This is a genomic window from Kosakonia sp. 1610 (assembly GCF_050435845.1).
GTDB classification, from domain to species: domain Bacteria; phylum Pseudomonadota; class Gammaproteobacteria; order Enterobacterales; family Enterobacteriaceae; genus Kosakonia; species Kosakonia cowanii.
This window is the reverse complement of the sequence record NZ_JBNDKZ010000001.1, coordinates 1375263-1401814: the sequence shown is the minus strand read 5'-3', so window position 1 is coordinate 1401814 and position 26552 is coordinate 1375263. Positions and strand designations below refer to the sequence as shown.

Here is a 26552-nt window from a genome sequence, read left to right as displayed (position 1 = left end):
GACTGGATGCGCGGCGAGCCGGTGTATAACAGGGCGAAACCGTCTTTATCCAGAATCATATTCCGCAAGCTATTAGCGATTTTGAACCAGAAGGGAGATCCGACCATTTGAGAACGAATTGCGAGTATTGCGATAAAGAGATCGAAGAGTCAGAAGTATTTGAAAGCGTGTTGTTTTTTTATAGGGGCGGCGTCGCCCAATCAGAAAACAGAAAATATTGTTGTAAACATTGCGCCGAAGCTGACCAGATGGCGCACGAAATTTAGGGGTTGATTGTGGGAAAGATTCATTTTGCAGAATTAAAAGTGGTTGACCTGGGTAATGGGTTTGGGAAATTCAATCTTAACGACCAGCTTTATGGGCTGTTTTCCCGGACAGACGTTAAAGATAGTAAAGCCGTTGATATTATTTTAACGAATGACGTAACGTCTTTTTATGTCATGGGAGAGGTGCATTGTATGGGTTGCGCAGTTAATTCAATAGGCGATCTGTATGTGATGATTTTGGAGGCCGATAACGCCTACGGAATGGATTACGAGAAGTACAAATCAACATATTCGCCCGGTGTACAATCCCAAGTAAAACACTGACAACAGCCCCCGCAAGGGGGCTTTTGCTTTCTGAGGTGATCCATTGTCCGAAACCCCTGCAGTACCCCCGTATTTTGAGCCTGGCCGTTATGAAAATATCCCCAACGAAACCTATCACGCCGCGAACGGCATAAGCAGCTCGCAGATTAAAGATGCCCGCATTAGCCTGCTGTTGTTCCACAAAAAGCACGTTACGAAAGAGATTGAGCGCGTACAAACCAAAGCTTTCAGCCTGGGCAGTTTGCTGCATGCGCTGGCGCTGGAGCCGGAGACCGTAGAGAAGGAATTCAGCATAGAACCGGCGTTACCCGATGGCGCGTTTACCACGATGGCCAGCATGCGGAAGTTTATCGACAAGCATAACGCTGCGTTACGCGAGGGAGAGAAGCCTCTCAAAACCTCCGGTACAAAAGCCGCCGTTGCTGCTGCTATCCGGGCGGTTAAGCCCGACGCTGTATTTGCTGACGAGCTGATCGCCAAATGGGAGGAAAACCCCGAAGGTAAGATCCTCGTGACGCGCGAACAATACGCCACGGCGCTGGCTATGCAGGCAGCGCTTTTCGCCGACCCGGACGCGGGCAAGTTGTTACGTCACGCGTCACGCACGGTAGAGGTGAGTTACTTTGGTATTGACGATGAGACCGGGCTGGAAATCCGCACCCGGCCAGATCTGGAAATTGAGTTCGAAGGGCTGCGCCTCGGGTTCGACCTTAAAACGGTAAGCATTGGTGACGTGCGCGAGCGTGATATCAAAGCGGTGTTACACCGGGAGATCATGAAACGCGAATATCACGTTAGTGCGGGCATGTACTGCGAAAACTCCGCGCTGGATAAATTCGCATGGATATTCGTGAACAAAGACGAGGGCTATCACTGGGTTGCAGTGGTATGGGCGCACACTGAGCAGATCGAGCTGGGCGCGCTGGAGTATCACGAAACCATGCGGCGCATTGCGGCGGCTATGGATTCCGGCTATTGGCCTGCGCCGGTAACAGAAGAGTACACCGATTATTTGACGGAATACGAGCGGCAGCGTTTAGATGCGTTACGTAACGTATAGCGTTACATGCATTGCGTTACGCGCGTTACGTTATGCGTTACGTTACGACCGTAACGCGTAACGGTGGTCAGGATTCCGACCTAATCACTGATCGATTATCAGCCTCATTATTCACAATGAGGCTTTTTTATGACCGAATTAGCACCGGCGACTATCGACACTAACACCGCCATTTTCAATCCCACAATGCTGGGCCAGCTCACAAGCCTGGCGGATCTGATGTCGCAGGCCGTTGTTACCGTTCCCGCACACCTCGCCGGAAAGCCAGCTGACTGTATGGCCATCGCAATGCAGGCTATGCAGTGGGGCATGAATCCCTATGCAGTAGCGCAGAAAACTCACCTGGTAAACGGCGCGCTGGGCTATGAGGCGCAGCTCGTTAACGCGGTGATCTCCAGCTCGAAAGCAGTACAAAGCCGGTTTCATTACCGTTACGGCGGCGACTGGTCACGCGTTACGGTCACGAAAACGGCGCAGGTTGAAAAGACCGGGCGCAATGGCAAGTACACCACGACCGAAACCGTTCGCGGCTGGGTTGACGCGGATGAAAAGGGGCTTTACGTGGAAGTGGGCGCGCAGCTGCGCGGGGAAAGTGAAATTACGTGGGGCGAGCCGGTCTATCTCTCCAGCGTGGTAACTCGTAACTCACCGTTATGGGTATCAAACCCCAAACAGCAGATCGCATATCTGGCTGTTAAGTATTGGGCGCGCCTGTACTGCCCGGAAGTGATCCTCGGCGTGTACACCAAAGACGAGCTGGAAACGCCGCAGGAAAAAGACGTAACGCCGTTACGTGATGGCGTTACGCGTTACGTTACGGTGTCAGAAATTGCCGGTGACGTGATCGACGCGGAAAAGGAAGCCGTTAACGTTGATGAGCTGTGCGAACGGTTCCGCCTCGGCATCGATGAGGCCAGCACCGTGGAAGAGGCGCAGAGCGTAGGGCAGGAAATCAATTCCCACAAAGCGGAGCTGGGTGCAACGCTGCATCTTGAGCTGAAAAACAAAGCCGCGAAGCGCTTTCACCAACTCAAGCACCTGAATTTTGTAACGACCGCCATTAACGAGATCCCCAAACCGGGAGAGCCAGACGCCGTGGAACTTTTTGAGCGCGCCGAAAAAGTTTTATTGGCGGCTAAACGCCATTTGGGGGATGATCTGCACCAAAGTTACAGCGTCACTTTAAACGATATGCGCCCGGATTATTTGCCGGTTTAAGCAGGAGGGAAATCGATGGCCAGCACCATTGGAGATAGGGTTTTATCTTCGGTATTAGGGTATGTGGAGAGCAATCCGGGCGTAACGGCCCGCGATATAAGCGACGATCTGCAAATGGATTTTGCGTATGCATCACGCATCGCCAAAGAGCTGACAGAAAAGGGCATTTTGATGCGCCGCCGGTTGTCGAAAGGCTATCACTACTCAATGCCTGGCGAAATGAACGAGAAGGGCGAGCCGCTGCCGCCGCCTGCGCTCCAGGCATCCAGTACCGCCATGCTGCTGACCGCAAAAGAGACCGCTGCCAGCCTGATGGCGCGCGGTCTATACCGGCGGGCTGCAACGGTGCTAACCGGTGCGCTTGAGAATGCTTACATGGATTCAGAGTTTAAGAAGGTGCGAGCGTTGCGGGAAAAGTGTTTGAGGATGGCCCCGCGCGCGCGCCCTTGTGAATATGAACCTTATGCAGGCTCAAACGTATCTTTGCCGGTTAACGGCTTTTTCAGGAACTGAAACAGAAACCCCGCAGCAGCGGGGTTTTTTATGGGCATTGTATTAATGTGCTGTGCGCTTGTGCCGCTTGATTCATGTTCGGAACAAGAGGGAGCAAAAATGCACTTAATCATTGAATATCTATCTTATTTTACAGTTTTAGTGGGCACGGTTTATGCGGTTTCATGGGTTCTCAACATAGAACCTCAGAAGCAAGGATATAAAACGTTAGAGGGGTTGCGCGGTGTCTGCGCTGCATCTGTTGCCATCTTCCATATATATTATCGAGCTGGGGGAGCCGATGATAATTATTGGTCAGTTGACTATCTACCGGAATCTATAATTCGTGCTTTCAACCTCACCGGGGTATTACCTGTAGCACTGTTCTTTATGCTCAGTGGATTCCTATTTTTCCGCAAAGCGTTGGCACCTCATTTTAATACGCGTGCGTTTATCGTGGGGAGGGTTGCCCGGATATACCCGCCGATCATCGCCATAACCGCTATAGCATACGTTGCATCGCTAATCGTTAACGGCTCAGATGCAGTATCAACCCCGCTGTGGTTTATCCGTTCTTTGCCTACGCTTTTCAAAATGCCATTCCCTACTATTAACGGCGCTTACCCTGGCAATTCGGGTCTTGGTGTTACCTGGACACTGGTATGGGAATTGCGCCTATACGTTGCTATCCCGTTTATAGCGCTGCTTATGCGCTACATAACGCACAAGCGCGCGTTAGTAGTGATTATCTGCATGGTTGGCGTCTGGCTGGCGAAACATCTGTTTATCGGCGCACATTCAAACCTTGGCCTGATTATGTATTTCCTGTGCGGCTTCCTGATTGCGGCTATCGATGACAAACGGCGGCCAGCTGATTGGATCTGTATGATGCTATTTGTCGTTTTAATTTCCCTGCTTATTCGCCGCAATCCGTTCAGCGTATCCTCTCCGCTCTACGTTGCCGTTATTTTCTTTTTCATCCGCAACGGGTTTAGCTTTTACGGGCTGCTAACATGCCGCGCCGTGCAGCTGCTGGGGACGTGTAGTTACTCACTGTACCTATGTCACTGTATTACGCAGTTTGTTGCAAAGCACTACCTGTACAGCACCGGTAATAATGTCTGGCAGCTGGGTTCAATTGTTGCCACCGGCGTATTAGCTCCGCTGATGTATAAGTTTGTTGAGCGGCTTACCATCCGCCGCTGTCGAGAAAATACCGCCCCTTTGACAGCTCAACATTAGCCGTCGCTGGTGAAACCGAAGGATTAAAACGACAAACCCCGCAGCAGCGGGGTTTTTTCATGGTGGTGATCAAACGATGCAATCAGCCAGTTTTATAAATCGGTCTATCTCATCGTAAAGCGGCGGCAGCTCGCCGTTGCCGTTATGCCACATTGTTTCCTGTGCGGCGCGCAGCTCGCCGAACGCCCGCTGCAGTGCCATGCAGCAAAGAACATGCTTAAGGTTTCTTTCCAGCTCGCTGGCATCGTCGCGCAGATCTTCCAGTGCTGATCTCAATTCTTCCATACGTCCCCCGTAACTTTCCCTAACTGAAACTAAAGATTTCTTAAGCCGGTGAGAAGGGGGAAGATTTGACGGTGTGAAATAGGGCGCAAAAAAAACCCCAGCACGGGGGCCGGGGTTTTCTTGGGTATCACGGAAGCTGGTAAGGAATCCGCTTAACCGTATGACTATCACTAAACCCTTTCGATTAAGGCGGGGTTTTAAGTGGAGCGTAAAGCAAAAACTCAACGTAGGCAGTATGCATTTTTGGGAATTACAATTCAACGGAAAGGCTCGAAAAAGTGTCCGTTTGTTAATACTATTTTTCTTTGTGTGGTTATTTTGATGGGGTAGAATGCATCGCGTTGAGTTTAAACACTTCTCTCAAGCCAGGCGAAAGGATTTCCCCCGCTGTAACGCGTGGTGGCGACGGGGTTCGGGCTTGGAAGGAGCGTAAAGCAAAAACTCAACATTTGCAGCGCCTTAATTCGGGGGAAAGTTAGAACCAGTTAGGGCGGCTCCTTCCTCGATAGAGGAAACGGATGATGTTTAATCGTGAATTCGCTAAACGCGTAATCACTATCATCATTGCTGTTTTACAGCTGATCTTGTCATTCCTGTAATGGCTTGAAACGTAACTAAGGCGCTCCCGCTTACCGGCTGGAGCGCCTTTAACATTTGGGGCGCTATTCGCTTTCCGGTGGTATTGGTAGTTCCCTGCGCGGGCTGTACAGCGTGTGATTGATAACCACGTAACCGGCATCGCACCACTGCCCGACCTGCGCCCGTGAAACAGCTGCGCCGTTACGTGTCGCCAGCGCCCGCCCGAAAGCGGCTTGATTGCCGCCGTAGTAAAGATTGATGTATTCGATAAGTTCCATATTTCCCTGCATAGCAAAGCCCGCGTAAGCGGGCTGTGTTGGTTATTCGGCTTGTTCTTCCTGCTCGCGCTGGTAGTCCCATTCAGTGCAGCAATAGCCAACCTCGTCGAACTGCTCGGCGGTATATTCACCGTCCAGAATATCCAGCATGATGCGCGCCGGTGTGGTTTCTTTGGCTTCGCTTTGCTCGCCCTCCCAATGTAAGCGGAGTTTCATATTCGGTTCCTTGTGCTCCTGCTCGGCGATCTCTTCGTAGCTGAATAAATTTACTGTGCTCATTTTCTGGTTCCTTGTTTGGGTTGATTCGTTTCGATGGATGTATAGTAAATATCTATACAGTGGATGTAAAGTAATTTCCTAAACTTTTTTTCGTGGGGCAAAAAAAAGAGCGCCCAGCGGCGCTCTATGGTTATCGGGTTAGGTCGAACATCAGATCGCTGTAGCGGTGTCTTGCTGCCGTGTCCTCTTCCCGGATGATCTCGCGTATGGCTTTCATCGCCTCATCAAGCGGCGCGCCTGCTATGCCCGCATCCATCAGCTCCTGTTTCAGCATGGTGTAACACCGGGTCACCGCCTCGATGTGCGCCACGCGGTGAGCCAGTGCGCCCAGCTCGCGCGTCATAGATTCACGTTCTTCCATCATTCGTCCTCTTCCTCGGTCAGCCCTTCCAGCAGGATTACCAGCGCTGCATATGTGGTGCGGGTCTTAATCTTGGCAACGTCGCGTTGCCACTGCTTTTCAGCTCGTTCAATGGTTCGCATATGGCTCCCCAGCTCGAGCGCCAGCACTCTGATTTTCTCTGCCTGTTTTGGTGTGATCATTTGTTGGTTCCCTGAATGGGGCCGCTTGCGCGGCCCGGTGCTATTAAAGTTCGTCGTAGTTCTGGATGGCGTTGAGCATGGCGCGGCTCTCACCGCTGAGGCGTAGCTCGTCGTGGAAGTCCAGCGCCAGACCGTGAGCCACATCGATAGCCAGGCGGCGAATGTGTGGGCGCTGCTGCTGCCAGACCTCGGGGTCATGCATGTTGGCAACAATCCAGACCGCGCCATCAAGCACCCAATCCATTTCGAGCGCCTCGGCGTGAGCGGCTTCGATATCGGCTCCGCTCCATTCCCGCGGATCCATTCCATCTTCATCGGTGCGATCATCCAGCAGGGCGAGCAATCCAATTTTGGCGCTCAGTTCGTGCGTTAGCTCTGCGTGGCGGCGCGGGGTGTAGAGCTTGAACATTCTTCCGCCATGCTCGGCACAAGCGGCGTTCCAGCGCGCACACTTAGCGCCAATCGTTGAGGTGTTATCACGCATTAGAATCTCAGCGGTCTGAATCAGTGCGGTGATATTCATTTCTGGTTCCGCTGTTGCCGGTGCTGCCGGTTCCTCAACGCCTACACAGACTTTTGCAGTAGCGCGCATGTTCTCAACGATTGGCGGGTTGTAAGTGCCCTCTTGGGTGCTTCTAAACTCGACGTTGTAAGTGCCATCTTCCAGCGCAATGATGCTTTCGATTCTTACTTTGTAGATACCAGCCCACTGGAAAACATCGCCAACTTTCATTTCTGTAATTGCTTTATAAACGTTCATTTGTTGATTCCCTGAGTTTGTTTAAGTTCTTAAATCGAGTTTGCCGTCTCGATGTGATGTATAGTAAAAAACTAAACATTTAATGTCAATTAAATTTCTATACATTTTTTTCAGGGGGTTGATTTGGAAGGGGTTAAAACGGTGTTGGTTGAGATGGAATAGAAGGGGCGTTTATGATGTACGGGTATATTATGGAAGCGTGTTGCTTTCATGAGGGTTGATAGTGATAGCACTCGTCGCCCGCGCTCTGCATCGCGCGCGCGCGTTTTTCGTGTGCGCGTCATAAGGAGAAGCATTTGCCGGTTGTCGTGTCGTACCGTGTTGACTGGTTCCGTGTGATCGATGACATTACGCGGCGGGGGATCTCCCTCTATGAGATCGCCAAGTGGACAGACATATCAAAGAGCGCCCTTATAGGCTGGAAGCAGGGGAGTCACCCATCACACCATAACGGGGAAACGTTGATCGATTTCTGGTGCATGGTGACGAACAAAGAGCGCAAATTACTCCCTCAAGTGGTTTCTAAGCGTCGATTCGTTTATGAGAGCAAAAGGCGCGTGATTACTGCGACAAATGAGGCGTTGAGCGCATAAAATCTCTATGCATTTCTGACCCTCGTTTATGCATGCTTTATGCAGTGTCCCTAACTCAAATCAGCTGAGTTAACTGCGTGAAATAAGGCTTTCGACCTGTTTACGTGATGAGTGCTGTTTCGTTGGTTTGCGCAACGTCCATTATGTTAAATAGAGCCGTTTTTCCTCAAATCTTCCAATAGTCGGGATTCCGACCATAATCACCGCGCATTGTTGCCGCTCACAGTTCACAGGAGCCGCAACAATGGCACGACCAAAGAAACCTATCCAAATCCCCGGCAATGAGACTGAGACCCAGCAGAACGCGGCAGAGGCTGCGGGCGTGGCTATCGTCTCAAACAGCGCCCCAGCATTCGACCCAGCTTTGACTACTGACACCGGCGCGATCTCCGCTGCAATGGCGGGGCTGGATGTCAATGCCGCTGCCGTTGTAGAGCGTAACGCCGTGCTGTCAGATATGCCGGTATCAGCAATGCAGATGCTCAACGTATGGGATGAGCTGGGCTTTGTAGACTCGTTAGGCCGTCCTCTCACTGACAACCCCGAATTCCTGCGCCTCATCAAGAAAGCTCACACGCAGCCTGCAATGGTCACTAACAGCGACGGCGTAAAACGTCCTGCACCTGGACGCCCTCAACTCACCGATAAAGGCTGGCATGTTCCCGGCTGATAGCATGGAAAGCAAACAGAAAGCGATTAAATCTTGTGCGTAATCGGTTGAAATCGGGCAGGAAACGAGCGTAAAGCGGCTATTAAACGAGCATTAATTCTCTGGAAAATCGGCCCCTTTTTCGAAACTGCACCCCCCCTACACCCCGGATTTTTTCGCGGCCTGAAAGTAGGGATATCGCCAAAAATATTTTCACAATTTTCACCAAAGTGATTGTTAAAAACTATCGGTCACTTACAACCAATAGAGGGTTTCTATATGTGTGGTGGTGGTGCTCCGCAGGTAGTTAAGACCGACCCGGAAGCCGAAGCAGCTGCAGCTGCAGACGCAGCAGCAAAGGCAGAGAACGCAGACGCCGCAGCGCGCCGTAAGCGTAAGCAAGGTTCCTCTCTGCTAGCGAGCGGCGCAAGCGGCGCAGCAGACTCTGGCAGCTCACTGTTATCGACTGGCGCGACGGCTAAGACCCAGCTGGGGGCGTAATGGATAAAACGGCAGAGACCATAATTCGCCGTGCTGACGCGCTCAAGGGGGCGCGTACCCAGCACGAAACGGTTTGGCGTGAATGCTTCGACTACACCTACCCGCTGCGCGGTAACGGGCTGGCGGGCGAAGTGCTGGACGCGCAGAGCGCTAAACACAAGGTAGCTCGCTTACTGGATGGCACCTGTACGGATAGCGCCAGAATGCTGGCCTCTGCGCTTATGTCAGGCATGACCCCGGCTAATTCGCAGTGGTTATCGCTGGACAGTGAAAACCTCCCGGAGGATGCAAAGGCTTGGCTGAGTGAGTGCGCGACCCTGCTTTGGGAGAACATCCACGCGGCCAACTTTGACGCGGAGGCATACGAGGCGAATCTCGATGTTGTGTGCGCCGGTTGGTTTGTGCTTTACGTCGATGAGGACAGGGACAAGGGCGGTTTCACCTTCCAGCAGTGGCACCTATCACAGTGCTATGCCACATCGAGCCGCAAAGATGGCGTAGTCGATACGCTGTTTCGCTGTTACTCCCTCACCGCAGAGCAGGCAGTAAAAGAGTTTGGCCTCAACAACGTGAGCGAGAAGGTGCGCAAGGCTGCGCAAGAAAAGCCCGACGAATGTTTTGAGTTTATCCACGCCATATTCCCGCGCGCGACGTGGGTAACGGCTATCACTGCGCAGCAGTGGATCAGCTCGCTGCCGATTTCCGCGACACCGGCGCAGCGGCAGGAGAATGCGCAGCAATGGGAACACTATCAGCAGACGTTAACCCTGCAGCCCGTTTACCGGTCAATCATCGACGGCAACCCGGCGCAGCAGATGGAAGCTGTTAACTCAGTGCAGCCGCAGCCGGACACGCCTGATTACGCGTTTAAGCAGCAGCTGCATAACGCAGCTCAAGCGAAGATGAAAGCCGTAAACAAGGCGCGCGAGGCAGATCCGGCTGCATGGCTGCGCCAGCATACTGACGTTGCCAGCGGTGCACTTACCGCATTTGAGAGCGGGCAGGCATCCGGGGAATATCTGGCCGCGCGCATCGAGGCGGAAAAAAGCCGGTTAGGTATTCGCAGCAAAAGCATTCTTCCCAACGCGCTGGCGCAGCAGCTGCTTAACCGCATCGATAACAGCCAGGAAAGCAGCGTTACGGTTAACCGCGAGGATTTTCTAACTAGCGTTTACAAAGGGCTGGCGTCTGGCGTACATCTCACCAGTGAAACGCCGGATTGGATGAGCGGTTTCAAGGGAACGCAGAACGTAGCCAAACGCGTTAGCCAGGAGCGCGTATTGCACTTTAAAGACGGTATCGCATGGCATGAGTATAACCAGCAGTTTGGCACCGGTAGCTTGCGCGAGGCGCTATTTAGCGGCCTGAGTAACGCAGCTCGTAACACCGGCATGATGCGCGTTTTAGGAACTAACCCGCAGGCCATGTTTAATTCGCTGGGGGAATCCATCGGCAAAGACCTGAAGCGCGCCGGGAACCCGGCAGCGATGGCGGATTTTAATAGCCGGTTGAACAAGCTGAAGCGCAACGTATTAACGCAGGTTGATGGCTCGCTGAATATCCCCGGTAATGTCACGCTAGCGCGCGTGGCAGGGAATATCCGTGGCTGGATGCGAATGTCCCAGCTCGGAGGCGCGGTTATCTCATCGCTGAACGATACGGCCATTTCTGCCAGTGAGATGCGCTATCAGGGGCAGAATTTTATGGAGTCGCTCACCGGCGCGATAAAAGGGCGTTTCTCGCGGTTTACCAGCGCAGAACAGAAAGAGATTTTCGCCTCGATAGGCGTTTACTCTGACTCAATGACGCGCGAAATCACGCGCCGGTTATCAGGCGATGACACCATGGCCGGGAAGATGGGCCGCGCGCAAGAGCTGTTTTTTAAATACAACCTTATGAACTTCTGGACGGAATCAGGGCGGCAGTCTAACGCGCTGATGATCACCCGCTGGCTGGCCAAAAACGCAGAGTTACCGCACGGGCAGCTATCTGAGGATTTCGCCCGCGTATTGGATTTGCACGGCATCGGTGAACGGGAATGGGAAATTTTTCGCAATATGGATATGGCCAGCGCAGACGGCGAGAAATTCATGGTGCCAACGGCGATCCGCGAGGTGCCTGATGATGTTATCGCCGGTTACGTGGAAAGCAAAGGGCTGAAAGTGACGCCCCGATCGCTGGATAATGCGCGGCAAGATTTAGCGGGCCAGCTCCGGGGTTACGTGCTCGACCGCCTGAGTGTTGCACTGGCAGAGCCTACCGACCGCACTCAAGCGCTCATGAAAATGGGGACAGTATCAGGTACGGAAGTTGGCGAGGCGGTGCGCTTTGCTGGCCAGTACAAATCCTTTACGGCAAGTTTCATGCAGAGCGTGCTGGGGCGCGAGGTGTACGGGCGCGGTCATACACCGGCGGCGCTTGGCGAGTCGAAAACGGCCTCACTCACGAACGCGCTGTTACGCAACGGAAAAGGCGCTTTTGTGGGCGCGGCAAATCTCTTTGTATGGGCCACGGCGCTGGGCTATATCTCAATGCAGACCAAACTGCTGGCCAAAGGCCAGACACCACGACCGGCAGACGGGAAAACGTTTCTGGCTGCAGCTGCGCAGGGCGGCGGGCTGGGGCTTATGGGGGATTTCTTTTTTGGCCAGACCAACCGCATGGGGGCCGGTGCTTATTCGTCATTGGTAGGCGGGCCAATTGGCACCGCAGCGGATAGCATGATCCGCCTGCTACAGGACACCACGCGCGGAGAAGCGGAGCTGGGCGACTGGTACAGAACCGCGCTAGATAACACGCCGTTTCTCAATATGTTCTACCTACGTACGGTGATGAACGGGCTTATTCTCAACCGCATACAGGAAAATTTAGACCCCGGATCTCTCGAACGGTACGAGCGCCGTGTGCAGCAGCAGCAGGGCAACGAGTTTTTACTAAAGCCATCGCAGTTTATGCTGGGCGGAAATTGAGAGATTCCTAATTAACGGCGTTTGTGTTTACAGACCCACAAAAGAGGCGCATTTTTGCTACGCAATCCGGGGCGTTAAGGTGACATTTCCTCATGAATGTCCTTTCATTATGTCGCCGTAAGCGGGCCGCTTATGCGCGCCCCGGATTGTCTAAAGGTGGAAATTTAAGCAAATGTATTAAGACTCATGGGAACGATAATTCCATTGCTTTGCCCCGAGGCCGGGGCTTTTTTTTGGCCAAAATTCAGGGAAAACAAATTGAGCAAAATCAAACTTTACGGGGCGGCGGCATTGCTGGCCGTATCAATGGCGGCATCTGCTGGAGCGGAGGCGGCTAAACTTACTGAATGGACTTATGCAAGCGGCGTTTTTTACATCGATACGATTGAACAGCCGAAAAATATCATGCTGACCGTAGAGGCAACATGGAATTTAACAAGCCACGCATTTTTTACGATGATCCCAGGGAAATGGAATAATTGCGAGCCTGATTCTCAAATGGTCGGTGATGAAATGGCACCGATGAAAATTAATGACCGGTACTTTAAAGCTAAATACGCGTGTGCTGGCGGCTCACGGATGATCATCCCCGCTACGAAAATAGGACAGAAATATTTAGATGATTTAGCGTACAGCGGAAAAGCATTCACATTCTCTTTTCGTAGTGATGTAACGATGCATTACCCAGCGTCGAATATTAAGGGAATGCTCGCACGTAAAAAAGAACTGCAACAGGCGCAATAACCTCCCGACAGTAGTCAGGATTCCGACCGCGCCGCCGGTCAACGATCAGCCCCATTAATCAAAATGGGGCTTTTTTATGCGTGACGATCACAAAACCCGCCTAACTGAACTCACAGAAAAACTTACTGAAACCGTCTTAGAAGAAATCAACCCGGATAACTGGCCCGGAGCTGGCCAGACGCTTGAGCGCATGAGCAAAGTTGACCGGGGGGATCGCTACTGGTGCAAGCAGAACGCCGCCGCCACGCTCGTTTTGCTGAACAAAATCACCTCCCTGATGAACTACAACGGCAAAGACAAGCCGACAGACAAAGACGAGGAATTTGATTTAGGGAAGCGTGTCGCAGAGGCAGAGCGCGAAGCAGCTGCCGCCATTGATCGCGCTATGAAAGGGCGCAAATGATCTCGTTTGTTGCCTTCTATCTCATGTGGGCGGAGCGCATGGGGTGGAAGGTGCCAGATTGTCATATTGTCGCCTGCAACTGGATGCAACACCGTGGAAAGCTCGCGGTGCTGCGCTGTTTCCGTGGTTTCAGTAAGTCCACTATTCTGGCTATCTATAACGCCTGGCGATTTTATACAGATCGCCAGTACCGCATTTTGCACCAGTCAGAATCAGACACTACCGCGCTTAAAACCAGCCGCGACACGCAGAACATACTGCGCAACCACCCGCTAACGCAGGGCTTACTGCCGCCGGGTAATGGCACCGTTGAACAATGGTGGGTTGAGGGGGCTAACGATAGGCGTAACGCCTCAATGTTCGCGCGCGGCAGCCAGTATCAGCTGCATAGCAAGCCGATCGGCGATGTGCGTTTAGACCCGGATCGCATCCGTGAATATAACGTTGAGCCTGAGTTACGTTACGCAAATAGGGCTTTCTCGATGTGGCTCGGCTCCGTGCAAATCGTTGGCGCGGTGGCGTGGTGGGACGTGGCAACCGGCAAGGTTAAAGCCGATGCCTCCGCGTTTTCTCTGATGCTTACCGACTCGCGCGGCCATTTGTATTGGCATGTCTGCCAGGACTTGAAAGGCGATCTGGCCACGTTCGACGACAACGACAAAATCATCGGCGGGCAGGTAATGCAGATTAAGGAACTGGTTATCAAATACCAGATCCCAAAAGTCTGCGTAGAGGTGAACGGCCCCGGCTCTTTCGCCGGTAAATTGCTGTTACAGGCGCTAAAAGGGACGGGGTGCGGGGTTAAGGAAGAGTACAGCGTTACGAACAAGCAGAAGCGCATTTTGGACGCGTTTGAGGCTCCGCTAACGTCTGGCTTCCTATGGGCGCATAGCGACGTGTTAGATGGGCCGATGTATGGCCAGATGCGAGACTTTAACCCGGAGCTGACAAACCAACATGATGACTTTATCGACTCCGGCGCGGGCGCTATTAGTCAAACGCCGGTGCGTATCGGGAAATTAGTCGGGAATCCGACCGGAGAAGGCCGCGAAAATTGGCGACCGATAGACGGCGATCACCACGTCGAAACCGATTATTAGAGGCGCTATGTCTGTATCAAGCCATCAACCTTACATCACGTATACGGCGAACGGGGCAACAACCGTTTTCCCATACGATTTTTACATCATCACCCCTAACGACCTGCAAATCTCGATTGATGGCGTGATCGTAACTACCGGTTACAGTGTCACGGGCGCAGGCAATCAGGGCGGCGGTAACGTCACTATGCTGACGCCACCGGCTGCGAACTCGGTTGTTTTCATAGAGCGCGTAGTGCCTACCTCGCGTCTGGCAGATTACCAGGACAACGGCGATCTGCTGGCCGATACGGTTAATAAGGATTTTGACCGCATTTGGATGGCCATCCAGCGGGCATTTATTTATCTCGATCTCTGCCTGCAACGCCCGCTACTGGGCGGGCCTTATAACGCCGTGCCTTATCGCATCGAGAATTTAGAAGATCCGATTAACCCGCAGGATGCCGTTAACAAACGTTATACGGATTTACAGGGGAGTAACTATTTCGCGCGCTCTCTTCGTGTCCCTGAGACACAAGTAAATATTTTGCCCGCAGCCGGTGCGCGTGCTAACCGCGTTTTCACGTTCGATAAGAACGGCCAGCCGATGATCGTCGCCCCCTATCCGGGCAGCGCGGAAAATGTATTTATTGAGCTGGCCAAAGACACCGGCGCGACCCTGATCGGCGCAACCCCGGAGGGAACAGTACAAGCGGCGCTCGATAACCGTGTGAAAAAAACCGGCGACACCATGAGCGGGCCGCTTACCATTTTCGGCGATGGTGGCGCGTTCGCCATTCATCCGCTGACAGCTAACGCCCAAAGCTATCTGTATGCGTTCGACTCTGCTGGCGGCATGCATTGGTATGTTGGAAGCGTTACCGACAACGATAATGATCTGCATCTCGGCAATGTCCACGGCGGCAATGCTATGACTCTGGCAGAGGCGGGCGGCATTGCTATTGCTCCCAAAGCTGGATCAGGTGTAGCGATAGGTGGATCTACCGTTATCAGTGGAAGCTTGACCGCAACTAATTCCGTTATCGTTGGTGATGGTACGCCGACAACGCCAGCGGTACTTGATGAGTCTGGCGACATCACCGGCGCGGTGTGGAATAGCGGAAAGCTGAGTAACTACATTCAAACTTATGTTGCCAATCAGATTCAAAACGAGATCACAAACAACCCGCCGGGCCAATCTAATCCGGGTAGCAATGGCTCGCTGACTATCGCGGGGATTACGTTGCAGTGGGGTAGACTAGATATCGGACTTGGCGCAGCTATCGGCGTGACGTTCCCAACGCCATTCCCTACAGCTTGCGTTAATGTCCAGCTAACAATATTTTCAACTGGAGGAATAGGAGATTGGCAAGTATGGGTAAATGGTGAGCCAACCAATACCGGATTTACTGCAACAGATAACTCTGGTAGCGGTACAGGGACAAACGTTTTCTGGCTCGCCATCGGATATTAACAAAAGGCCGCATTGAGCGGCCTTATTTTTTGAAATATTTAAAAACAACGCTGAAATATTAATTTATAAATATAGCGTCAATTTTGCAGTCAATTAAATAAATCGCATTGCTTTTCTTGATATATTCCTAATGTTATTTAGATTTATTGAACTTTATCTGGTTAAAAATGTACGCTCCCCATTTCTTAATCAATACGGGAATTTCAAAATGAAAAAATTAGCCTTATTTATTGCTGCTGCTGTTTTCGCTGGCAACGCTGCAGCTACAGCCGGTGATTCAACTCTTACCGTTAATTATTTCCAGACAAAATCGTCTGGCATGAAAGACGTTGCAGATACAGCAAGCTCTGCAATGGACGCATGGAATGCTGCAGCTCTGGCTGCTTATGGTAAAGATGCTGTGAACTATAGCCCGGAAGGATATAGCAACCTCGGCGGCGTTTCCGTGCATTACCGCTATGAGATCACCGACACCCTCGGCGTTATCTCCGCAATTTCTTGGGCGCGTGAGACTGCTTACTCTACCGAAACCGCACCGGCATCAAGTGCAGAATCTCGTGTTAAAGGCTCTTACCTGGCTGTTATGGCTGGCCCGTCTTACCGCATTAATAACTACGTTAGCGTTTATGCTATGGCAGGCGTCGCAGATAAGAAGCTGAGCGTTAACACCTCCGGCGATATCGGCGATTTCCATGCCAGCGAAAACCAAACTGATCTGGCCTACGGCGCAGGCGCACAGTTCAATATTTATAAGGGTATTACCCTTGATCTGGCGTATGAGGCATCTAACGGCGGTGAATGGAAAACCAGCGGGATCTCTGCTGGCCTCGGCTACAAGTTTTAATTTTTCCAGTTCCTTATAGATACCTAAGCCCGCAGCGCGCGGGCTTTTCTTTATGCGAAAAAAATGAACAATCCAGCCAGCAAAGAATTTTTAAAAGAATGCTTGTACCGGGAAGTTTTGAAAGGCGATACCAAACCTTTTTCATGGATGCGCGCTATAAGAAAAGGCGCGGTAAACAGTCAGAAAAGGTTTTATTTCTGGTTTAGAGTTTACAAATATGTTTCACATAATAATAAATTCTTTTTGGGGAAGTACGCTAAAAGTAAATATAAAAAGCTATGTTTGCGCTACGGTGTTGATATTCATATTCGTGCGGTGATCGGGCCGGGTTTACATATCGGCCATTATCATGGGCTGGTTATCAAAGAAAATATTATCATTGGGAAAAACTTTGATGTTCGTCAAGGTACGACAATCGGCAACAAAAAAGGTATGGCTGACGGTGTAGCCATAATTGGCGATAACGTCACTATTGGCGCTAATTCGTGCATTATCGGAAAGGTTAACATTGGAGATAATGCGACGATAGGCGCACATACATTTATCAATAAAGATGTACCCGCAAACACCACGGTTTACAACCGGATCGAGACGGTAGTAACACCGAAGAATTGACCAGCAGCCCGCCACCGTGCGGGCATTTATCAGGAGTTGTTGTAATGGGATTTTTTACCTTTGATCGCCTTATTACCCCATCACTAATGTCTATTTTTTATGCTTTATGTGTAATTGTTTGCGTTTGGATGGCGATAGATGGAGGTGGGATCATATGGATAGTCGGGGCGCTTTTCGTGCGCATTCCACTTGAGTTCACTATTGTCGCGTTTAAGTGCTGCGAGTATTTGCGCGATATCTGTGAGCAATTGCCAGCGAAGCCACGCATTGAGCCAGATTTTAAACGTAATAACCGTGACGCAGATTTCAACTAACTGCCAGCAATTGCCCGCCACCGTGCGGGCTTTTTGGTGAAAATGAAATATATGAAAAAGCCAATAAAAATAATTCTTTTATGCTCGTTAGTTATTACCGGGAAGGCTCTTGCAAAAGAGATGACCTATCAAGAACTTGTTAAGCAGTTCGAAAACGAGATGATTGAACAAGAGGAACAAACAAAAGCAGCCGCAAGGAATATGGCGCTAATGATGAGAGCATACGGGGAAGCAGCAAAGAACATACGTAAGCGGAAAGAGGCACAAATTGGCAAACAGTTTATTGACGCATACTACGAAAAATTAGCTAACGCTATGGCCTTAAGGTTTCCAGATGGCAAAGATTATTTCTGGAAAAAATCAACTGTGACGGTGCATCTTGATGCTAAAGGGCAGCTCTTACGCAGCGATTGCACAGGGGATAAAGGATTATGTGAAGCCGCCAAGCGCTCATTAGTTGGCGTCAAATTCCCGCCAATGAATAGCATCATAAAGGGGCATTTGTTGAGAACTAGGGGCGGGCTAAGCATCCCATTCTCGCTCGAGCCAACGCCTGAGATAGCGGCAAAACTAGCAATAGCGAAGAAAAAATTTGCGGCTGAAAAAGCCGCTGCTGCAAAGGCCGCTGCTGAAAAGAGAGCTGCCGCTGGATATGTAGACGATTTATTTGGCGATTTGTCCCCCTCTAAACCGGCCAGCAGACGGCGTGACAGCACGATGCAGAGCACTTCCCGCAATGGTGCATCAGGTGCAGATGTCAGTAACTACGCAGGGCAGATTAAAGCCGCCATTGAGAGCCGTTTCTATGATGCATCCTCTTACACGGGAAAATCCTGCACATTGCGCGTTAAGCTGGCTCCCGATGGCACACTTTTAGATGTCAAATCAGAGGGGGGAGATCCGGCGCTATGCCGAGCGGCAACAAGAGCAACAATGGAGGCGAAAATGCCTAAGCCGCCAAGTAAGGCCGTATATGAGATATTTAAAAATGCGCCTATGGATTTCAAGCCCTAACAACATCCCCTATTAAGCCCGCCGCCGTGCGGGTTTTTTTTAACCGTTTTCAGTCAGGATTCTGACCCCCGCAGCGCCTTACCTTCGATAAAGATTAATCAATCACCCCCCGGCGGGGGTAAGGCAAAAAACTATGTCGAAAATGTCCACTATCGCAGACGTTGCCGCGCGCGCGTCTTACACATCGTCAACTATTAGCGGGGGCTATTGGATGCTTAACCTACTCGACAGAATCACCCCATCACAATGGGCGGCGATCGGCGTTCTGGCGTCTATCGCTTTCGGCCTCTTAACCTACTTAACGAGCCTCTATTTCAAAATCAAAGACGACCGCCGCAAGGATGCAGCTGCAGCTGCTGGGTTAGCTCATGAGGAAATTTAAATTAAGCGCGGCAATGCTAGCGCTTATTGCTGCCGGTGCGACCGCGCCGCAACTGCTGGATCAGTTGCTCGATGAGAAAGAGGGCAACAGTTTGATCGCATACCGGGACGGCTCCGAAATCTGGACTATCTGCCGGGGAGTAACGCAGCTCGATGGCAAGCCGGTGACCGCTGGCCAGCGCGTAACGGTGGAGAAATGTCGCCAGGCGAATGCGGTTGAGCGAGATAGGGCGCTGGAGTGGGTAGAGAAGCACGTCAAAATCGCGCTGACAGCGCCGCAGAAGGCCGGGATCGCATCTTTCTGCCCGTATAACATCGGCCCCGCTAAATGCTTCTCTAGCACGTTCTACGCGCGTTTAAATGCGGGTGACCGGCGCGGGGCTTGCGAGGCTTTACGATGGTGGGTGAGAGACAGGGGTAAGGATTGCCGGATCAAGGCAAGTAACTGTTATGGCCAAGTGGCGCGACGAGATCAGGAATCGGCGTTAGCCTGCTGGGGGCTGGATGATTAGAACCGCGATTATAGGAATAGGGCTGGCTGCTGCGTTCGCAGCCGGTTGCCTGTACACCGGAACGGTGCGCGACCGCGCAGAGCTGACGCGGGAAGTTAACGCGCAGACGGCGGCGAGACTGATAGAACAAGGGCGCAGCATTGCCCGCGATGAGGCTGTAAAGGATGCACAAAATAGACTTGCGCTGGCAGCTGCTGGCGCTGCCGCTCTGCGCGACACTGTTAACCAGCTGCGCGACCAATCCGGGCGACTCGCTTCCCAGTTGGACGCCGCAAAGCGCGCCGGTAATTCGCCCGCTGCCGCCGGAGGCGCGGCAACCAACTCCGGGGCCGGAGTGCTCGCCGACGTGCTCGGAAGCATTGCAGAGGAAGCTGCAAGCTATGCTCACATTGCTGACGAGCGTTACAGCGCGGGGATAGCCTGCGAGACGATTTATAGCAGCGTAGAGCGATAGGAAGGAAATCGAGACGAAAAAAAGCCCGCAGGGAAACGGGCTTTTGGTACTTCCGGCAAATCAACAAATGAACTTAAACAATTACGGGTCTTCGGGTATGTCAAGGAACCCGGTCGCAGCTCCATCCGCAACCGGCGATAAATTTAACCTCATCGCTTTGAAAAGACAAATCATCGTGTGAAAAATCCGAAAACTCTGCGAAAGTAGAAGCGATGAATTATACGGGTATCTATCCGGGTGCATATGAAATTAATTCAACGTGAACCCGGTATATGGCGAGCCTGTAGCCAAGGAATAATACTTCAAAAATATGAATATCGAACTGCGCCACCTGCGTTACTTTATCGCCGTTGCAGAAGAGCTCCATTTTGGTCATGCCGCCGCGCGGCTGAACATCTCGCAGCCGCCCCTGAGCCAGCAAATTCAGATCCTCGAACAGCAGGTCGGCGCGCGGTTGCTGGCCCGCACAAATCGTAGCGTCTCATTGACCCCGGCCGGACGCCAGTTTCTGGCCGACAGCCGGCAGATCTTAAACCAGGTGGATGAAGCCGCCGCCCGTGCGCTACGTTTGCACCAGGGGGAAACAGGCGAGTTACGCATTGGCTTTACCTCCTCCGCGCCCTTTATTAAAGCGGTCTCAGATACCCTCTCTTCCTTTCGCCAGCGCTACCCGGATGTGCATATCCAGACGCGAGAGATCAATACCCGCGAACAGATAGCGCCACTTAATGAGGGAACGCTGGATCTCGGTTTGATGCGCAACACCCCGTTGCCGGAGACGCTGGCGTGGGAGGTGATTCTGCGCGAGCCGCTGCTGGCGATGGTTCCGCGTAACCACCCGCTGGCAACACGCACGGCCGTGTCTCTGCACGAGCTGGCGCAGGAGCCGTTTGTCTTTTTCGATCCCCATGTCGGTACCGGCCTGTATGACGATATCCTCAGCCTGATGCGGCGCTACCAGCTGACGCCTCGCATCGCGCAGGAGGTGGGCGAGGCGATGACCATTATCGGCCTGGTGGCCGCAGGGCTTGGCGTGTCGATTTTGCCCGCCTCGTTTCACCGCGTTCAACTCAGCGAGATGTGCTGGGTACCGATTGTGGAAGAGGATGCCGTCTCGGAGATGTGGCTGGTGTGGTCAAAACACCAGGAGCAGGGGGCAGCCGCGGCGCGTTTCAAACAGCAGCTCCTTGACGCGGCAAACGGCTGAATTTCGCCCATAACGGAGGGCAAAATGTGCGTTAAATCACAAGCATGGGTAAATATTTGACGACAGCCGTTAAGTGTTTCACCATAGCCGAATGTTTATTTCGAAGCGCGAAAATAAGGGAGTATGAGGTGGTCGCTGATAGCCAGCCGGGGCATATTGATCAAATAAAGCAGACCAATGCGGGCGCAGTCTATCGCCTCATCGACCAGCTTGGCCCGGTTTCGCGTATCGACCTCTCCCGGTTAGCGCAACTGGCCCCGGCAAGCATCACCAAAATCGTGCGCGAAATGCTGGAAGCCCATCTGGTGCAGGAGACGGAGATCCAGGAGCCGGGCAGCCGCGGGCGTCCGGCGGTCGGGCTGGTGGTCGAAACCGAAGCCTGGCACTACCTCTCGCTGCGCATTAGTCGTGGCGAAATTTTTCTCTCCCTGCGCGATTTAAGCAGCAAGCTGGTGATCGAGGATCGTCTCGATCTCCCCTTAACCGCCGCCGAACCCTTGCTCACCCGCATCATTACCCATATCGATCAATTTTTTACCCGCCATCAGCACAAGCTTGAGCGGCTGACGGCGATCGCTATCACGCTGCCGGGCATTATTGATACGGAAAATGGCATTATTCACCGCATGCCTTTCTATGAGGACGTGAAGGAGATGCCGCTCGGCGAAGCGCTGGAGGCCCATACCGGCGTGCCGGTCTATGTGCAGCATGACATCAGTGCCTGGACGATGGCGGAAGCGCTGTTTGGCGCCTCGCGCGGCGCGCGGGATGTGATTCAGGTGGTGATCGATCATAACGTCGGTGCCGGGGTGATCACCGATGGACGCCTGCTTCATGCGGGCAGCAGCAGCCTGGTGGAGATTGGCCATACGCAGGTCGATCCCTACGGCAAGCGCTGCTACTGCGGCAACCACGGCTGCCTGGAGACCATCGCCAGCGTGGAGAGTGTGCTGGAGCTGGCGCAGCTGCGCATGAGCCAGTCGATGAGTTCGATGCTGCACCAGCAGCCCTTAACAGTGGAGTGGCTCTGCCAGGCGGCACAGCAGGGCGATCTGCTGGCAAAAGATATCATCAGCGGCGTCGGGGCGAATGTCGGGCGCATTCTGGCCATCATGGTCAATTTGTTCAACCCGCAAAAAATATTGATTGGCTCGCCGCTGAGCCTTGCGGCAGAAGTGCTGTTTCCTACCATTGCCGACTGCATTCGCCAGCAGGCGCTACCGGCGTACAGCCAACATATCTCCGTTGAGAGTACGCAGTTCACCAATCAGGGCACCATGGCGGGTGCCGCGCTGGTAAAAGACGCGATGTATAACGGATCGCTGCTGATTCGTTTGTTACAGGGGTAACATTTTTACCCAGTCGCGATAAAAATTGCGCTATCTCAAATTGAGCCTCCACCACTTCCCGTAGACTTTCTGCTCTGAATTATATTTCCGGTTTATATTTTCGTTGCTTAACGGTGGAGTTACTTATGCTTAAGCGTTTCTTTGTTACGGGTACAGACACTTCTGTCGGGAAGACAGTGGCGTCCCGCGCGCTGCTCCAGGCGCTGGCTGCCAGCGGCAAAACGGTGGCAGGTTATAAGCCTGTTGCAAAAGGAAGTCAGGCAACGCCGGAAGGGCTGCGTAATAAAGACGCGCTGGTGCTGCAAAGTGTCTCCTCCCTCGAACTGCCTTACAGCGCCATCAATCCGATTGCGCTGAGCGAAGAGGAGAGCAGCGTGGCGCACAGCTGCCCCATCAACTATACCCTGCTGTCGAACGGGCTGGCCGATTTGTGTAAGCAGGTCGATCACGTCGTTGTCGAAGGCACCGGCGGCTGGCGCAGCCTGATGAACGATCTGCGCCCGCTCTCCGAGTGGGTGGTGCAGGAGCAGATGGCGGTGGTGATGGTGGTGGGGATTCAGGAAGGGTGCCTCAACCATGCACTGCTTACCGCGCAGGCGATCGCCAGCGATGGCCTGCCGCTGATTGGCTGGGTAGCAAACCGCATCAACCCGGGCCTTGCGCACTATGCCGAGATCATCAACGTGCTGAGCAAAAAACTGCCCGCGCCGCTGGTGGGCGAGCTGCCTTACCTGCCGCGCCCGGAACAGCGCGACCTCGCCCACTATATCAACCTGCAGATGGCCACCGGCATGCTGATCGCCGATCGCGTGCTGGCCTGAGTCCTTTTTTGATCGTTCGCCGGACAGGGCTAATGCCTGTCCGGTCTATGTCACCCCCTGTGCTCATTTACCCATGAAACTTCTGAAAGCGCGCTTCACACACTCAGGCCATAGCTACGCTTAACGGAAAATCGTTTCCGGAGATGAAGCTTATGTATGCTTATGCAAAAGAGAAAACCAAGCCTCAATATCCTGCACAAACTGCCGCGCCTTCAGAAGAGGAAATCCTCGAACAACTCCGGTTTAATAATTTCCCTAAGGATGATCTCAAAACCATCCTCGATAAAATAAAGCAGCTTAATCCCAAATTAAAACAGCCCCACCTGCTGGTTGCGAAATATCGCTCAGGTGCCGCTGCAAACAGCCAGGGTAGCGCAAATGCTGCCTCATCCAAAAGTGCGTCATCAGCAACGACTGCTGGATACAAATTTTCCAGCGATATTGTGGATGGCGCGCTCTACTTATATGCCACTAACAAAGGTGCTCTGTTTATAAACTCGCTTATCAGAAAGGCAAAAGGACAGGATATTGATATTCCTGACTCGACAAAACTGGCGCGAGAAGCCAAAAGAGAGTTTGAAGTCGGCACAAATCCTCCGGCTTTTGCGCCCGGGATAGATATGAAGCTCGTAATCAAAACGTTAAGCCACAAAAGCAACGCCGTGGCCATCATGAACCAGGCCGTAGAGGAGGCGAAGTTTACCGGGATGGATAACTATTACAGAGGGACAAAACACCGACCCGTTCTGAATGCCATTTCACCGGGTATGTTAGTCAGCGCCAATTTTCTTATGTCGGTTACCCAGGATAAGAAAATGGCAAAAAGATTTGCCACGGGTAAATATAACTCACTCGCAGATTTGGATGAGGTAGGTGTGATATACGATATTGTGGGCAATCCAAAGAACTTTAAATATGGTGATGTGGTTGAAAAAGAGAGTCTTTTCCCCATCGGAACGAAGTTCAAATATATGGGGCATACCGGTACCACCTATCGCTTTGTTGAGCAATCGGCGGCGGAAGTGAAAAAATATAATGGTGATATTTACAGGTTGTACAGATAACGATCCTGGCGGCTATTGCTGTTCATCGGGGTGATTCGGTAAATCAAGGCCCAGGAGAGAAACTGATGTATGCCTATGCAAAAGAGAAAGCCAGGCCGCAGCCGTCCGCTTCGTCTCATGAACAGGATGATAATGCGATGACGGAGCGGGAGCGTATTGCAATACAGGCGCAGCGGGTGATTATTTAAGTAAACGAGCCAGTTTTATTGCTGTCTGGGAAAAAGATCTGGGCAACACAACGCCGGAGTCATTCGATAATTACTACTGGCAGGGCGGAAGAGGCATTTGCCGAAGGCTTCAGCGATTTGTACGGTAAGACGGAGTACCGGAAATGGCCGAATATCAAAGCTTATCTTGCGCGCAAAATGAAATCGGTGACCTGAAGGCGCTAACCGGGGCTTATCCGGCCTGCGGTTAACGCCATTTGGCAAATTTGCTTAACTCTCGCTATGGATCGCCAGCGCCCGGCGCGTTTTCCCGGAGCTTAAATACTCGGCGATGTAATCCTGCGAAATCTCGCCGTTATAGCGACCCTCTTCATCCACGATGGGCATCCAGCTGGTGTTACTCTCATAGAGCCGAGAAAGCACCACGCGCAGGTTATCCTCCGCTTTACCGGTAATGCGGAACGGGTGCAGCAGCGCAGCGCAGTCGCGGGCATCATGCCGCGCTTCGCGGCGTTTGACGAAGCCGAGCGGTTTACCCGCGCCGTCGACCACCGTTACGGCACGCATATCGTTATCATCCATAATGGCGAACGCCTCAGCGGCCGGGGTCGATTCCCGCACGGTGATGGTCGGTTGCTGATCGGTCACGTCCCCGGCTGATACCAGCAGCAGGCGCTTGAGCGTCCGGTCCTGGCCAACAAACGAGCCGACAAACTCATTCGCCGGTTTTGCCAGCAGCTCATCAGGGCTGGCGCACTGCACGATGCGTCCCTGGCGGAACACCGCAATCCGGTCGCCGAGCTTTAATGCCTCGTCGATATCGTGGCTCACCAGCAGCACCGTCTTTTTCAGCGCGCGCTGCATTTCAAGAAACTGGTTCTGGATCACTTCGCGGTTGATCGGGTCGACCGCGCCGAAGGGTTCATCCATCAGCAATACCGGTGGATCGGCCGCCAGCGCGCGGATCACGCCAATACGCTGCTGCTGGCCGCCGGACATCTCGCGCGGGTAGCGGTGAAGGAACTTTTTCGCATCGAGCGCCACCATCTCCATCAGCTCTTCTGCGCGGCTTTTACAGCGTGCTTTATCCCAGCCCAGCATGCGCGGCACCACGGTAATGTTCTCTTCGATGGTCATATTAGGAAACAGGCCAATCTGCTGGATCACATAGCCGATATTGCGCCGCAGGGTCACGGTATCCATGCCGCTGGTGTCTTCACCGTTAATCAGGATCTTGCCGCTGCTTGGCGTAATAAGGCGGTTAATCATCTTCAGCGTCGTGGTTTTGCCGCAGCCAGAGGGGCCGAGCAGCACGCACATTTCACCTTCCGGCACCATCAGGTTGACATTGTCGACGGCATTCACACTCTGGCCGTTCTTCTGCGTAAATTGTTTGGTCAGATTTTCCAGTTTAATCATTATCGAATCCCCTTCGGCGTCAGCACGATTTGTAAGCGGTGCAGTAACCAGTCGAGCACAACGGCCAGTAAACAGATCATCACCGCGCCGGCAATCAGCATGCGAATATCACTCCCGCCGATGCCGTTCAGCAACAGCAGCCCCAGCCCGCCTGCGCCAATCACGGCGGCGATGGCCATTACGCCAATATTCATCACCACGGCGGTACGGATCCCGCCGAAAATCACTGGCAGCGCCATCGGGATCTCCACCCAGCGCAAACGCTGCCAGAAGGTCATGCCAATCCCGCGCCCCGCTTCACGCAACCCCGGCGGCAGGCTGTCGAGAGCGGTGTGGGTGTTACGCACAATCGGCAGCAGCGAGTAGAGAAACACCGCGGTAATTGCCGGTAGTGCGCCAATCCCCTGGCCGACCAGCGAAAAGAGCGGGATCATCAGGCCAAACAGGGCAATTGACGGAATGGTCAGCACCAGTGTCGCCAGGCCAAGCACCGGCGTTGCCAGCCATTTGTGGCGCACAATCAAAACTCCCAGCGGCACGCCAATAAGTATCGCCATGCCCACCGCCAGCAGCACCAGCCAGAGGTGCTGGAAGGTGAGAGTGGCGAGGTAGCCGGCGTTGTCCATCATGTAGTGAATCGTGTCCATAGGCTC

The 26552-nt window shown here is 52.7% G+C and carries 32 protein-coding genes and 1 pseudogene; 25 read left to right on the top strand and 8 right to left on the bottom strand.

The features are described 5' to 3' along the window. Positions 1-107 precede the first annotated feature (107 nt). The 6 genes and pseudogenes from ABIC80_RS06715 to ABIC80_RS06690 all read left to right on the top strand — a co-directional run bounded on the left by ABIC80_RS06715 (position 108) and on the right by ABIC80_RS06690 (position 4602). Positions 108-266, top strand: coding sequence for a YdaE family protein (locus tag ABIC80_RS06715; protein ID WP_429176181.1), 159 nt, complete (start codon positions 108-110; stop codon positions 264-266). 9 nt (positions 267-275) lie between these two features. Beyond that, complete coding sequence (locus ABIC80_RS06710; RefSeq protein ID WP_429176179.1) at positions 276-590, top strand: hypothetical protein; 315 nt, start codon at positions 276-278, stop codon at positions 588-590. Between the two features lie 58 nt (positions 591-648). Further along, positions 649-1650: pseudogene (locus ABIC80_RS06705) on the top strand (PD-(D/E)XK nuclease-like domain-containing protein); the annotation flags it as partial. 129 nt (positions 1651-1779) lie between these two features. After that, a complete protein-coding gene (locus ABIC80_RS06700) occupies positions 1780-2868 on the top strand; it encodes a RecT family recombinase (RefSeq protein ID WP_429176177.1) in 1089 nt (362 codons plus the stop codon). 15 nt (positions 2869-2883) lie between these two features. After that, a complete protein-coding gene (locus ABIC80_RS06695; protein ID WP_429176174.1) occupies positions 2884-3381 on the top strand; it encodes a MarR family transcriptional regulator in 498 nt (165 codons plus the stop codon). 30 nt (positions 3382-3411) lie between these two features. After that, positions 3412-4602, top strand: a complete 1191-nt coding sequence (locus ABIC80_RS06690) for an acyltransferase family protein (RefSeq protein ID WP_429176171.1) — start codon at positions 3412-3414, stop codon at positions 4600-4602. A gap of 69 nt (positions 4603-4671) precedes the next feature. On the opposite strand, the gene ABIC80_RS06685 is transcribed toward ABIC80_RS06690, so the two are convergent. The 6 genes from ABIC80_RS06685 to ABIC80_RS06660 all read right to left on the bottom strand — a co-directional run bounded on the left by ABIC80_RS06685 (position 4672) and on the right by ABIC80_RS06660 (position 7326). Then, positions 4672-4887: a hypothetical protein gene (locus ABIC80_RS06685; protein ID WP_429176169.1), complete on the bottom strand. Its 216-nt coding sequence runs from the start codon at positions 4885-4887 to the stop codon at positions 4672-4674. A 662-nt stretch (positions 4888-5549) separates the two neighbouring features. Then, positions 5550-5744, bottom strand: a complete 195-nt coding sequence (locus ABIC80_RS06680) for a hypothetical protein (protein ID WP_429176167.1) — start codon at positions 5742-5744, stop codon at positions 5550-5552. Positions 5745-5786: 42 nt separating this feature from the next. Continuing rightward, positions 5787-6023 carry a hypothetical protein gene (locus ABIC80_RS06675; RefSeq protein WP_429176164.1) on the bottom strand — a complete coding sequence of 79 codons (237 nt, stop codon included), beginning with the start codon at positions 6021-6023 and terminating at the stop codon, positions 5787-5789. 130 nt (positions 6024-6153) lie between these two features. Further along, positions 6154-6387: a hypothetical protein gene (locus tag ABIC80_RS06670; RefSeq protein ID WP_429176163.1), complete on the bottom strand. Its 234-nt coding sequence runs from the start codon at positions 6385-6387 to the stop codon at positions 6154-6156. Then, entirely contained in the window at positions 6384-6566 is a 183-nt protein-coding gene (locus ABIC80_RS06665) for a hypothetical protein (RefSeq protein ID WP_429176161.1), read from the bottom strand. The genes ABIC80_RS06670 and ABIC80_RS06665 overlap by 4 nt, the downstream gene beginning before the upstream one ends. A gap of 43 nt (positions 6567-6609) precedes the next feature. Continuing rightward, on the bottom strand, positions 6610-7326 hold the full coding sequence (locus ABIC80_RS06660) for a hypothetical protein (protein WP_429176159.1): 717 nt from the start codon (positions 7324-7326) through the stop codon (positions 6610-6612). An 837-nt stretch (positions 7327-8163) separates the two neighbouring features. On the opposite strand from ABIC80_RS06660, the gene ABIC80_RS06655 reads away from it, so the two are divergent. The 19 genes from ABIC80_RS06655 to ABIC80_RS06565 all read left to right on the top strand — a co-directional run bounded on the left by ABIC80_RS06655 (position 8164) and on the right by ABIC80_RS06565 (position 24501). Beyond that, positions 8164-8589: a hypothetical protein gene (locus ABIC80_RS06655; RefSeq protein ID WP_429176157.1), complete on the top strand. Its 426-nt coding sequence runs from the start codon at positions 8164-8166 to the stop codon at positions 8587-8589. A 258-nt stretch (positions 8590-8847) separates the two neighbouring features. Then, positions 8848-9069 (top strand): hypothetical protein, encoded by a 222-nt coding sequence (locus ABIC80_RS06650; RefSeq protein WP_429176154.1) that lies wholly within the window; start codon positions 8848-8850, stop codon positions 9067-9069. After that, positions 9069-12038 (top strand): portal protein, encoded by a 2970-nt coding sequence (locus tag ABIC80_RS06645; RefSeq protein ID WP_429176152.1) that lies wholly within the window; start codon positions 9069-9071, stop codon positions 12036-12038. The genes ABIC80_RS06650 and ABIC80_RS06645 overlap by 1 nt, the downstream gene beginning before the upstream one ends. Before the next feature lie 258 nt (positions 12039-12296). Continuing rightward, positions 12297-12782, top strand: coding sequence for a hypothetical protein (locus ABIC80_RS06640; RefSeq protein WP_429176150.1), 486 nt, complete (start codon positions 12297-12299; stop codon positions 12780-12782). Positions 12783-12858: 76 nt separating this feature from the next. Further along, on the top strand, positions 12859-13185 hold the full coding sequence (locus ABIC80_RS06635) for a hypothetical protein (RefSeq protein ID WP_429176147.1): 327 nt from the start codon (positions 12859-12861) through the stop codon (positions 13183-13185). Beyond that, positions 13182-14285, top strand: coding sequence for a hypothetical protein (locus ABIC80_RS06630; RefSeq protein ID WP_429176144.1), 1104 nt, complete (start codon positions 13182-13184; stop codon positions 14283-14285). Before ABIC80_RS06635 ends, ABIC80_RS06630 begins: the two co-directional genes overlap by 4 nt. Before the next feature lie 7 nt (positions 14286-14292). Beyond that, positions 14293-15738, top strand: a complete 1446-nt coding sequence (locus tag ABIC80_RS06625; RefSeq protein ID WP_429176142.1) for a phage tail fiber protein — start codon at positions 14293-14295, stop codon at positions 15736-15738. 208 nt (positions 15739-15946) lie between these two features. After that, on the top strand, positions 15947-16582 hold the full coding sequence (locus tag ABIC80_RS06620) for an Ail/Lom family outer membrane beta-barrel protein (protein WP_429176139.1): 636 nt from the start codon (positions 15947-15949) through the stop codon (positions 16580-16582). A gap of 63 nt (positions 16583-16645) precedes the next feature. After that, positions 16646-17197 carry a serine acetyltransferase gene (locus tag ABIC80_RS06615; RefSeq protein WP_429176137.1) on the top strand — a complete coding sequence of 184 codons (552 nt, stop codon included), beginning with the start codon at positions 16646-16648 and terminating at the stop codon, positions 17195-17197. A gap of 44 nt (positions 17198-17241) precedes the next feature. Further along, positions 17242-17511, top strand: a complete 270-nt coding sequence (locus tag ABIC80_RS06610) for a hypothetical protein (RefSeq protein ID WP_429176135.1) — start codon at positions 17242-17244, stop codon at positions 17509-17511. Positions 17512-17547: 36 nt separating this feature from the next. Beyond that, a complete protein-coding gene (tolA, locus tag ABIC80_RS06605; RefSeq protein WP_429176132.1) occupies positions 17548-18525 on the top strand; it encodes a cell envelope integrity protein TolA in 978 nt (325 codons plus the stop codon). A gap of 142 nt (positions 18526-18667) precedes the next feature. Further along, a complete protein-coding gene (locus ABIC80_RS06600; protein WP_429176498.1) occupies positions 18668-18907 on the top strand; it encodes a phage holin in 240 nt (79 codons plus the stop codon). Further along, positions 18894-19418, top strand: coding sequence for a lysozyme (locus tag ABIC80_RS06595; RefSeq protein WP_429176130.1), 525 nt, complete (start codon positions 18894-18896; stop codon positions 19416-19418). The genes ABIC80_RS06600 and ABIC80_RS06595 overlap by 14 nt, the downstream gene beginning before the upstream one ends. Continuing rightward, positions 19411-19872 (top strand): DUF2514 family protein, encoded by a 462-nt coding sequence (locus tag ABIC80_RS06590; protein ID WP_429176129.1) that lies wholly within the window; start codon positions 19411-19413, stop codon positions 19870-19872. Before ABIC80_RS06595 ends, ABIC80_RS06590 begins: the two co-directional genes overlap by 8 nt. Positions 19873-20182: 310 nt before the next feature. Next, the gene (locus tag ABIC80_RS06585) at positions 20183-21079 is read left to right on the top strand and encodes a LysR family transcriptional regulator (RefSeq protein WP_429176127.1); all 897 of its coding nucleotides are present in this window, start codon (positions 20183-20185) and stop codon (positions 21077-21079) included. 128 nt (positions 21080-21207) lie between these two features. Beyond that, positions 21208-22428, top strand: a complete 1221-nt coding sequence (gene mlc, locus ABIC80_RS06580) for a sugar metabolism global transcriptional regulator Mlc (protein ID WP_305205855.1) — start codon at positions 21208-21210, stop codon at positions 22426-22428. Between the two features lie 125 nt (positions 22429-22553). Beyond that, positions 22554-23249 carry a dethiobiotin synthase gene (bioD, locus tag ABIC80_RS06575; protein ID WP_094419969.1) on the top strand — a complete coding sequence of 232 codons (696 nt, stop codon included), beginning with the start codon at positions 22554-22556 and terminating at the stop codon, positions 23247-23249. Positions 23250-23401: 152 nt separating this feature from the next. Then, entirely contained in the window at positions 23402-24313 is a 912-nt protein-coding gene (locus ABIC80_RS06570; protein ID WP_429176124.1) for a hypothetical protein, read from the top strand. A 65-nt stretch (positions 24314-24378) separates the two neighbouring features. Then, on the top strand, positions 24379-24501 hold the full coding sequence (locus tag ABIC80_RS06565; protein WP_429176122.1) for a hypothetical protein: 123 nt from the start codon (positions 24379-24381) through the stop codon (positions 24499-24501). 249 nt (positions 24502-24750) lie between these two features. Here ABIC80_RS06565 and osmV read toward each other — a convergent pair whose 3' ends face one another. Together osmV and osmW are read right to left on the bottom strand one after the other, a co-directional pair. Further along, positions 24751-25899, bottom strand: coding sequence for an osmoprotectant ABC transporter ATP-binding protein OsmV (gene osmV / locus ABIC80_RS06560; protein WP_023481673.1), 1149 nt, complete (start codon positions 25897-25899; stop codon positions 24751-24753). Further along, positions 25899-26546, bottom strand: coding sequence for an osmoprotectant ABC transporter permease OsmW (gene osmW / locus ABIC80_RS06555; protein ID WP_242389804.1), 648 nt, complete (start codon positions 26544-26546; stop codon positions 25899-25901). Before osmW ends, osmV begins: the two co-directional genes overlap by 1 nt. Between the last annotated feature and the right edge of the window lie 6 nt (positions 26547-26552).